Origin of the sequence: Anabaena sp. 4-3 (assembly GCF_001597745.1) — a bacterium.
In the GTDB taxonomy this organism is placed as follows: domain Bacteria; phylum Cyanobacteriota; class Cyanobacteriia; order Cyanobacteriales; family Nostocaceae; genus Trichormus.
On the sequence record NZ_LUHJ01000050.1, the window covers coordinates 39847 to 50038 of the forward strand.

General features: G+C 40.7%; 5 protein-coding genes. 3 read left to right on the forward strand and 2 right to left on the reverse strand.

Annotation, left to right across the window (positions count from 1 at the left end; all coding sequences use genetic code 11):
* Nucleotides 1–37: 37 nt before the first annotated feature.
* Nucleotides 38–1321, forward strand: coding sequence for a CCA tRNA nucleotidyltransferase (locus A3775_RS14055; protein WP_197480156.1), 1284 nt, complete (start codon nucleotides 38–40; stop codon nucleotides 1319–1321).
* Here the strand turns inward: A3775_RS14055 and bchH are convergent.
* Together bchH and A3775_RS25255 are read right to left on the reverse strand one after the other, a co-directional pair.
* Entirely contained in the window at nucleotides 1318–5004 is a 3687-nt protein-coding gene (gene bchH, locus A3775_RS14060) for a magnesium chelatase subunit H (RefSeq protein ID WP_066425473.1), read from the reverse strand. The genes A3775_RS14055 and bchH overlap by 4 nt on opposite strands.
* Nucleotides 5005–5040: 36 nt before the next feature.
* Nucleotides 5041–5175: a hypothetical protein gene (locus tag A3775_RS25255; RefSeq protein ID WP_255363864.1), complete on the reverse strand. Its 135-nt coding sequence runs from the start codon at nucleotides 5173–5175 to the stop codon at nucleotides 5041–5043.
* Nucleotides 5176–6373: 1198 nt separating this feature from the next.
* Here A3775_RS25255 and A3775_RS14065 point away from each other — a divergent pair.
* Both A3775_RS14065 and A3775_RS14070 read left to right on the forward strand, forming a co-directional pair.
* Nucleotides 6374–7084 (forward strand): NYN domain-containing protein, encoded by a 711-nt coding sequence (locus tag A3775_RS14065; protein ID WP_066380306.1) that lies wholly within the window; start codon nucleotides 6374–6376, stop codon nucleotides 7082–7084.
* A 1069-nt stretch (nucleotides 7085–8153) separates the two neighbouring features.
* Nucleotides 8154–10192 (forward strand): hypothetical protein (locus A3775_RS14070; protein ID WP_197480157.1); only part of this gene is annotated, 2039 nt, incomplete at its 3' end.

A 10192-nucleotide genomic window follows, 5' to 3' on the forward strand; every position in this document is an offset into this window, starting at 1 on the left:
TGATTATTCACCTGTTGCTGGGTTGATTTTTATTACAATGTTTGACTCAGTTCCTTCTACCCTAGTCCCGGAAAATTGGCCTTTTAGTCTGGAATGCTTGCCACAACCAGCTTACATGGTAGGTGGTGCGGTGCGGGATGGGATTTTAGGTAGAACCCGTGAGTATTGGGATCTTGATTTTGTGATCCCATCGGATGCGGTTCAGGTAGCCAGAGCGATCGCCCAACGTTACAAAGCTGGTTTTGTGTTACTCGACTCAGAAAGACGAATTGCGCGGGTGGTGTTTCCTGATGCTACGGCTGACTTTGCCCAACAGGAAGGCGAGAGTTTAGAGACTGACTTATATAGGAGAGATTATACCATTAATGCGATCGCCTACAATCCCCACAGCCAAGAAATCATCGACCCCCTACATGGCTGTGATGATTTACAGTTAGGTCTATTACGCATGATATCACCCAGCAATTTACAAGACGACCCGCTACGCCTATTACGTGCCTATCGCCAAGCTGCTCAACTAGGATTTATCATTGAAACCAACACCCAAAATACTATCCGTGCTTTAGCTTCGCAGATATCCCAAGTTGCCGCCGAACGAGTGAGAGTAGAAATTGGTTATTTACTAGCCAATTCTCAAGGTACACCTGGGATAACTCAAGCGGCTGAAGATGGCTTACTGACTGCATTCTTTAAACACGCCACTCCTGAAAGTTTTCGTAAATTAGCAGCAGTCGATCAAGTTGCTAGCATACTTGCACAACACTATGCACAACTAGATAGAGAACTGCAACAATCAGTCCGTGATACAGTCAAAACTACATGGTTAAGTATTGCCAAACTCGCTTGTCTTGTCCATCCCAATCCCAGCGTTGCAGAAATTGAACTACAGGAACTCACCTATAGCCGCGCTGAAATTCGCGCTGTTATCACTGCTCTTAGACTATCCCCTCAGCTAAAGTTAGCTCATACCTTGCGAGAACAGTATTTTTTATTCCAAGAGGCAGGAATTGTATTGCCGGCTACAATTGTGCTAGCCTTAGTAAACGATAATCTGGTAGAGCCGATTTCTGGCACCAATCCATTGAGGGTATACGCACCATTGATCAGCCGCTACCTTAACCCTGATGATCTGGTCGCTCATCCCACTCAGCTAGTAAGTGGTAAAAATCTAATGATAGCATTAAATATCCCAGCATCGCCAGTAGTAGGTAAACTACTGACAGAGATAGCTGTGGCGCAAGCTGAGGGGAAAGTCTCTACGCCAGAGGAAGCTATCGAGTGGGCGAGGCAGATAATCAGTCAATTGATTGATATTTTCTAAACTGTCACACCTTCCAATTGTTCATCTGTCAACTCATATAATTGACGCAACTTATCTAACTTATCTGTATCAGCTTGCCATAAACCGCGCCCATGTGCTTCTAACATTCTGCTGACGATATTACGAAAAGCTTCGGGGTTAGCTTTGCGTAATTTCTCCGCCATTTCAGGATCTAAAGCATAGGTGTCTGCGGCTTGATTGTATACCCAATCATCTTTAAAATCAGCAGTACCACCCCAACCAATTAAGGCTGTCATCCGTTGGGAAATCTCAAAAGCACCACCTGAACCTTGATTAGCCATTGCTTCCGCCCATTTGGGATTTAATAATTTGGTGCGGTATTCCATTCTGAGTAAATCATCTAAGTTGCGGGGTGTGGTGTCTTTAGAGAAACTTTCGACAAAACTGGCGGTGACTTTCTTACCGCTTTGTTGTTCGGCGGCTTTTTTCAATCCGCCTGTGTTGGCGTAATATTCCTGAATATCGGTTAAACCATATTCTACAGAGTCGATTTCTTGAACGATGCGATCGCTAGTCTTGAGTAACTGATTTAAAACTTCTGGTCTAGCTTGCCCTTTATCTTTTCTACCATAACTAAACACATTGCGACTTTGCCAAGTTTCACCTAACTCATCGCCATTTTCCCAGTTACTATCAACAACTTGATCATTTACCAAAGAACCAAAATCACCAGCCGGGTTAGAAAACAATCTCGCTGAAGTATTTTCCACACCTTGCGCCTTTAAAGCTAAAGCGTGTTTCCTAATAAAATTCTGTGCTTCTGGTTCATCAGCATCCGCCGCCCTTTGGAATAAATCATCTAATAATTCGATGATATTCACAAAACTATCGCGGAAGATTCCTGATAAATTGCCTAACACATCAATGCGCGGGTGTCCTACTTCTGCTAAGGGTTTCAACTCATAACGCACAATGCGCCCTGTTCCTTCCTTCACAGGTGCAGCACCCACCAATTCTAACAGAATCCCTAGCGATTCACCCTTAGTTTTAATCGCGTCTAATCCCCATAATAAAACTGCTACCGTTTCGGGATATTTACCATGTTCTTGTAAATGCTGACTGATAATTTTTTGAGCTATTTCTCGTCCCCGTTCATAAGCCGCAGGAGAAGGCATTCTATAGGGGTCTAAAGCATGAATATTTCTACCTGTGGGTAACACACCCGCACCATCTCGTAATAAATCACCACCCGGCGCAGGTGGGATAAATTCCCCATTTAATCCCCGTAATAAATTAGTTAATTCATCTGTAGTTTGTAGTAACAAATCTTTGATTTGCTGTTCTTCCTCTGGGTTTCTTGGCTGTTCACTACCAAAATAAGCTTCGAGATAAGCTGCTAATTCTTCTTCATTTGGTGGTTCACCTAATATATGCAAACCCGAAGAAAACAGCCGAGTTTCTAAAACTTGTAAATACTCATACAACTTCACCAAATAATCATCAAAAGCATGACCGCTAAACATTTTGATATTTTCTGGCGTAAACGGAATACCCAATTTTTTCGCATCTGCAAATGGGCAATCCACATCTAAACCAGTATCAACAATCTTTTTACAAATCCCTTCCTTGAGGACATAATTCTTTTGCGGGTCTTCGCGATATTCAGAAATTAAATCTCGTAATGCTACCAATTCCTTATATAAACCAGCCCGACCATAAGGCGGGACATTGTGAGAAATTAACACCCCATAACCGCGACGTTTCGCTAAAATTGATTCTGAAGGATTATTAGCAGCATATATATAGAGATTCGGCAAATCTCCTAACAGAATATCAGACCAAGAATAACCCGTATTTCCTAAAGGTGAACCCGGCAACCATTCTACAGTGCCGTGCATCCCAAAGTGAACTACTGCATCGGCTTGAAGTTCATTTTGCAACCATTTATAAAAAGCCGCGTATTGAGGATGGGGTGTTAAATCTCGTTCAAACATTAACCGCATGGGGTCGCCTTGTATTCCCAAAGGTGGCTGTACACCTATCCAAACATTTCCTAACTGCACACCACCAATATGTAATTCCTCACCATAGGTTTTTATTCCGCTTCCTGTCAGAGATTTCCATTGTTTTTCAATGCGAGATGTGCGGAGATATCCCAACCATTTTTCTAGTTTACGGGCGTTGACAGTAGTAGCTGAGGAGGGGAAAGGCTTATTTAATTCCCATCTCTCCATTTCTTCATCAATTGCTTTTACCTGACGTATTAATTCTTCGCCATCTTCTGGAATTTCGCCGACGTTGTAACCTTGGTCTTTGAGGGCGTGGAGTAGTTTAATTAAACTGCGGGGAACGTTTAATAATGCCGCCGTACCTACTGCACCATAACCAGGAGGAAACCCATATAAAATAATGGCAATTTTCCGGTCTGCGGGTGGTTTTTGACGCAACTCTACCCAGTTTTTCACTCTGCCAATCAGACGCTGCACTCTTTCAGGAACTAAATAAATATCTTCACCCACTAAACCGCCGAGGGGAACAGTATCAATGGCACCGTCTAATTCTGGTAAGGCGTACAATACCACACTTTGCAAACCACCCACACCTTGACGAGTCCAAGAGTGGATGTCTTGAATTAATAGAGGTGCGGCGACGATGTAGGGGATATTTTTAGCGGTGAGGATGCGCTTGGCGACTTCTATCTGACGACCTGCTTCCATTGAACCGGCTGGCCCCCCGACAAGGGGAAAGCCAATTGTAGAAACAATTGTATCAACTTTCACGGCTTCTGGTGAAAGTGAGGGGGTTTCAATCTTACCTTGTTGTCGTTGTTGCAGTTCGTAGTCGGTTGTCATCCAGTCTCTTACCGCTACGTGACCTTCTACACCGTTGATAAATATGGGTAAAGGTATCAAACCCGCTTCTTCAAAACGGCGAATTAGTTGAGGAATGTAGGGTTGTTTGGTGATGACGTGTTTACGGTAGAGGAGAATGGCGGCGACTGGGGACTGGGGACTGGGGACTGGGGACTGGGGATGTTTTTCTATGCGCTGCTGGTGATACCATTCTAGGTATGCTGTGGGGGATGTAAAAAAACCTTGATAGTCGGGATGTAGTAAACCCATGTTGGGGGTTTCGATGGGTGGGGGGATGTCACCGACTTTTAAGCCTAGGTATTTTTCTCCTAGTGTCCAGAATAATGCGGCAACGTTTTCTGTGCCGCCGGCGTTCCAGTAACCGTAGATAATTAACCAGTTGCGTAAGTCTTGGACTTTCTGCACTGGCACGAATTTCAAGAGTTTGGGGCCGATTTTTAAGAAACTAATATAGCCGGCAAGTTTGTCTTCTTCCCGTCCGTTGCTGAATTTGTCGAGGATGAATTTAACGGGTTTGGGCATTCCTTTGGGTTTGTCGCCAATGGCGAATGCACCGAGTTTGGTTAGACTCATCAATTCTAAGGCTGACTCGAAGACTAGGCGGATGGGTATTTGGGCGATGCGATCGCGCAGCCACAAAACTTGGTCATAATCAAATAGTAGACTACCAAAAAACACATCCGCGCCTTGTAGTGCTGCTTCTACTTCTGGGCGAATACTTATAATATCGCGATCGCTAAATACTCGAATATCCAAATCACCACAGCGAGATTTAGCCAAGCAAGCAGCTTTCCTGTACAAGTCAGCGTTAAACGATTCAAACCCAGCAATTAAAACGATGCGTTTCATTCCCCTAAGCCCAGCAACATTTCTTTACTTTCAATTTTAAACTTGCTGGCGGGTTGATGGTTGAATATCTACCCACAGAGATGAGGAAGCAGGGGAAGCAGGGGAAGAATAACTTTTACCCAGTCCCCAGTCCCCAGTCCCTTCCAATACCCAGTCCCCACCTTTTGGCAAATTGGCACATTCTCTAATGTGATGGTTGTTATTGTGGAATTCGCGAATGTCTTTGTGCGACAATACCGACTTGCAGAATCCCTCGGCTCATTACCGGGGGTCTTTTTTTAAAAATATATAAATGTTTACAACAAATAACAAAAAATAACCTCCGAGTCGGACACCTCAGAGGAGATTATCAAAGACATTTAATTGTGGACTAATCTAAACATAAATTTAGCTGGTTAATCACGTTTATTCCCTCCATCTAAAGAAACACTCTTCGGTTAAGTTGATTAGTATCAGTCGTACAAATAATGATTAATTACGGTTATCTTGGGAGTAAAATCTGTTGTTTGATTATAAGTAATAGTATCAGATTGCTGAGGGCGATCGCTTGCAATATCAAAGTTAGCTGCTGGATAAATTTCCCAATTTAGTAACTAATATTTACATCCAGCATAATGCTATAGTAAACCTTAAATTGTCGGGTGCGTTCAAGCAAAGCGCAACGCACCGCCATATTATGATAAGTTACGGCTAATTTCTCCAACAAAAACGCGCAAATCCTGACATAAACCTCACATACCTACAGAATTTTTCCTCAAAAATCTCCTTAATGCCTACAAACACCAATATATACTCATAGCAACCCAGAAATGTAAAGATTTACTGATTCTTAAAACAAAATAAATATAATTCTTTGTAATCAAATCTTTACCATAGCTATGTTTCACGAATCTTGTTAAGTCAAGATATAAATATTAGCTTAATGTAAGGCTTCTTAAAGACAGAGGTACAATAAGAATAAGATGCCAATGGCTTTTGCCGAGGCTGACCATGACAGCAAGTTGTTTTCGCCCAGTTGCTTACCCCTTGGGTCAAGTTAATGTGCTGTAGTGGGATAAAAAGGGCAGCATATCAACAGAGGGGATATCTGGTAAAACTTGTTTTGACAAGAGTTACACCAATTTTGGATGGTTGATGAACAGCGTCGATTCTGAGGCTGTTTCAGGAATCTCCAAGAATACTAACTATCTAATTTGGTGTGTGAATGACTCTGAGTCATGAAACTTTGAAATCTAAGCAGTGAACAGGATTTGAGAGTGTTGGTGTCAAGTGACTGCAAATCATTTTTTGCTGTGCTGATCAATCAGTATAGACGCTCTATTGCCAATAGTGCCAACAGCCTTGCCAAATTTAAAATCCAGAGGAATCAATGACTAACACTGGTTTTACCAAAGTAAACAATTCTTATAGACCGCTTGCTGAAGAACCTCATTCGCCAGGTAAAATTCAGATAAAAAACAGCAACCACAATGAATCTTCCAGACAGCGACAACCAAGGGCTGATTATGCTGTTACTAATGACTTAAATCGTGGTCGAGTTGCTATTTTCATCGATGGTGCTAATCTCTTTCATGCTGCTTTGCAACTAGGCATTGAAATTGACTATCTTAAATTACTCTGTCGTTTAACTTCTGGTTCACGGTTATTACGTGCTTTTTTCTACACTGGGATTGATATATCACGCCAGACTGCCACTCGTTCACGTAACAATGATAAGCAACAAGGCTTTTTATTTTGGATGCGTCGTAATGGCTATCGTGTAGTTACAAAAGACGTACAGCCAACAGATAATACCAAAAAACCGAGTTTGAATGTAGAAATTGCTGTAGATATGATCACCTTAGCTCCCTACTACGATACAGCCGTTTTAGTGAGTGGGGATGGAGATTTAGCCTATGCTGTCAATGCTGTCACCAGTACAGGCGTGCGAGTGGAAGTTGTTAGTCTGCGAACGATGACTAATGACTGTTTAATAGATGTTGCGGACTCTTTTCTTGATCTCGATAGTATTAAACAACAGATTCAAAAAGACTCTCACCTAGGGTATGGCTATCGCACATTGTCCAATTCTAATCTGTAGTTAACAAACATATTCAATCTACCTACATCTAGCTCAACGCTTATGATGTAGGTTTTTTGGTGAGGGAACGGAGTCAGAGAAAAGTCTGCATCTTCAGTTAATTATCAGTAATCAACCGGATATGATATCTATCAGTCGGAAAACTGCATTTAAAAACTAAACCGTTTAGTCTAGAATTGGGGTTTTGACTCACCCAAGACGGAAGATTACCCTTCACCTTTTTATAAAACTAAACCGTTTAGTCTAGAAATTGTCCATTAGTAGGGTGCCTCAGATGCGAAACATCTCCTCTTTATAAGCAATTCAACTCTGATGAAGTACCTACAAAACGATCATAAAAATTGCCTGAATCATATCAGCATTTGTCTGTCGATTGGGAATAAAGATACCTGTTCCCTGTTAAGAGTTCCCTAGCCCTCACAGATATAATAACTGTTCTAATGGACATGATATGACCTTTGGTTTTCTAACAGTAATTGCTTTAATGAATTAAATTTCTGGTGCTATTAATGATACTTTAACATCTCAACATTTCGATTTTTCTCTGCTCAAAGCTATGAGAAAGCGTTATTAGCATTGTTAATGCTTTTTCAGCAGCAATTAACCTGATACAGCAAATAGCCAATTGTCCTGTAACTATGCCTATTGCAGCAACCTGATAGGTATACTATCGTCAGGGAAATTTTAAGTAATATTAATGAACTAAAATCTAAATTTCGTGTAGAATCAGGAACGAATAAAGAAATTAACAATACGTATTTTATTTAGTGAAATAAAATGTATATGAAACTACAAGTAAGAAGAAGGCTACTGAATTTTATTCATCAGGGTTATTGAATAACATTATGAGCCAAGGTGTGAACAGTTAGTTAGCAGCAGTGCATCAGTTGCGTGAGTAATTGCTGATTGCCAAGATTTAAGAAACAAACCCAATATTTGGCGTATTTGCTGGCTAATAAGTGGATTAATCTTGGACTAATATTTTCTTTGAGTAAATGTAACTTTATAGTTACAAAAATTTGTGTTGCCTTAATTTAACGTTAAGAATTTATTTTAATCACAAGCAGAGATGTTAGCGGAAAACAGTAGCTTCAACGATAACTCCAATGATTCCCAGTTTGGTATTAGTTCTCCTTCACAAGAGCAGCAGACTGATACAATTTTATTTCCCACTTCACAAGTCAACGGTGCTACTGATTACCAACCGCTTACATCCGCACAAATCAATAGTTATGAAGTAACAAGCTTAATTTTTGATGAGGGGAATAACCAGCAAACTGCCTTAAATCAAGATGCCCTTACCGGAGGAGAGATAAACAGCCAACTGGTAGGAATGACGAGTTTAACTAATGATTTTCTGTTAGGTCGAACATTAACAGGAACAATTGCCGAACCTGGAGAAAGACAAGTTTTTACCTTTAGTGGGACTACTGGACAACGGTTAATTTTTGATGGGTTAGCTACATCTAATAATAGCATTCGTGCCAGTTTATTGAGTCCGACAAATGTAGAACTGTTTGATATTGTAGTTAACGCAGATTCTCAGCCTATCACCTTTACCGAAACGGGAACTTATAGCATCGTATTAGATCCGAGTGGTGAGAATACAGGCAGCTATAGTTTTAGATTACTAGATGTGGGTGCGATCGCCTCTCAAAATTCCATCACACTAGGACAAACAAAATCTCATACTTTCGATAACGGCAAAGAAATAGATTTATATTCTATCAGTGGCAGTGCTGGACAGCGTTTACTGTTGGATTCTGCCACCAACGTCTCTACAAGTGGTACTTGGATACTGTATGGATCTGATAACGCTGTCATCGCATCGATAGGAGTTAACCAAGATTTTCAGACACTCTTACCCAGTACAGGCGACTATGTACTAGCTGTCATCGGTAATACCAACAATGGTACACCCTATACTTTCACTGTTAATAATGTAGTTAATGACGCGCCTGTTGTTCTCCCACCAGCTAATTCAATTCCCTTAACTCTGGGTAATTCTGTAGAAAGCTTGCTAGTTACACCAGGAGAACAAAAGGTTTATACCTTCCAGGGAAGCATCGGACAAAAATTGGTATTTGATAGTTTATTCAATTCCGTTTCTGGAATCAATGTCCGCTTAGTCAGTCCCACCCAAAATGTTATTTTTAACCAAAGTGCAAACAACGACTATCAATCCTTTAACGGATTGATTCCCATCATACTCAGCGAACAAGGCAGCTATCAACTAATCTTTAGTAGCACTAACCAAGCTGTTGGGGATTATAAATTTAGGTTGTTAGATTTAGCAGTACATACCGAATCACTCCAGTTTAATACTACCAATCCCATCACAGGCACACTCAGCTTAGGAGTGACAGCAAAAATCTATCGTTTTAGTGGTACTACTGGACAAGAATTATTCTTTGATCAAATCAATATTAGTAATTCTAGTGTGCGTTGGTCAGTGTATGGCAGTAGTCAAAAGGTACTGACTTACTCTGATTATTTGACTGATTTTAGGCTTGTTATCCCCGAAACGGGTGACTATTGGTTAATTTTGGATGGCAGTCCAGCTAGTGACATCAATTATAGTTTTAGAGTCTCAACAATCACGACTACTACCCAAGATTTAATTATCGGTAATGTTGTCGAAGGTAAACTATTAACACCAGCAGAACAGCAAATTTACACCTTTACAGGAAGCATCGGACAACAGTTAGTTTTTGACAGTCTGTTTAATTCCCCTTCTGGTATCAATGTCCGCTTGGTTAGTCCTAGTCAAAATACGATTTTTAATCAAAGTGTACGTAATGATTTGATGCCTATCATACTGAGTGAACAAGGCATCTATCAACTAATTATTAGTAGCGGTAGTCAAACAGTTGGCGATTATAAATTTCAACTATTAGATTTAGCAGTCAATACTGAACCACTCCAGTTTAATACTGCTAATCCGATTACAGGTACACTCAACTCCAGATTAACTAGAAAAATCTATCGCTTTAGTGGTAATGCAGGACAACAAATATTCTTTGATTATCTCAATAGCAGTAATAGTAATGTTAACTGGAGAGTGTACGGCAGTAGTCAGAGGGTATTAGCTGATGCTGATTCTTTTGC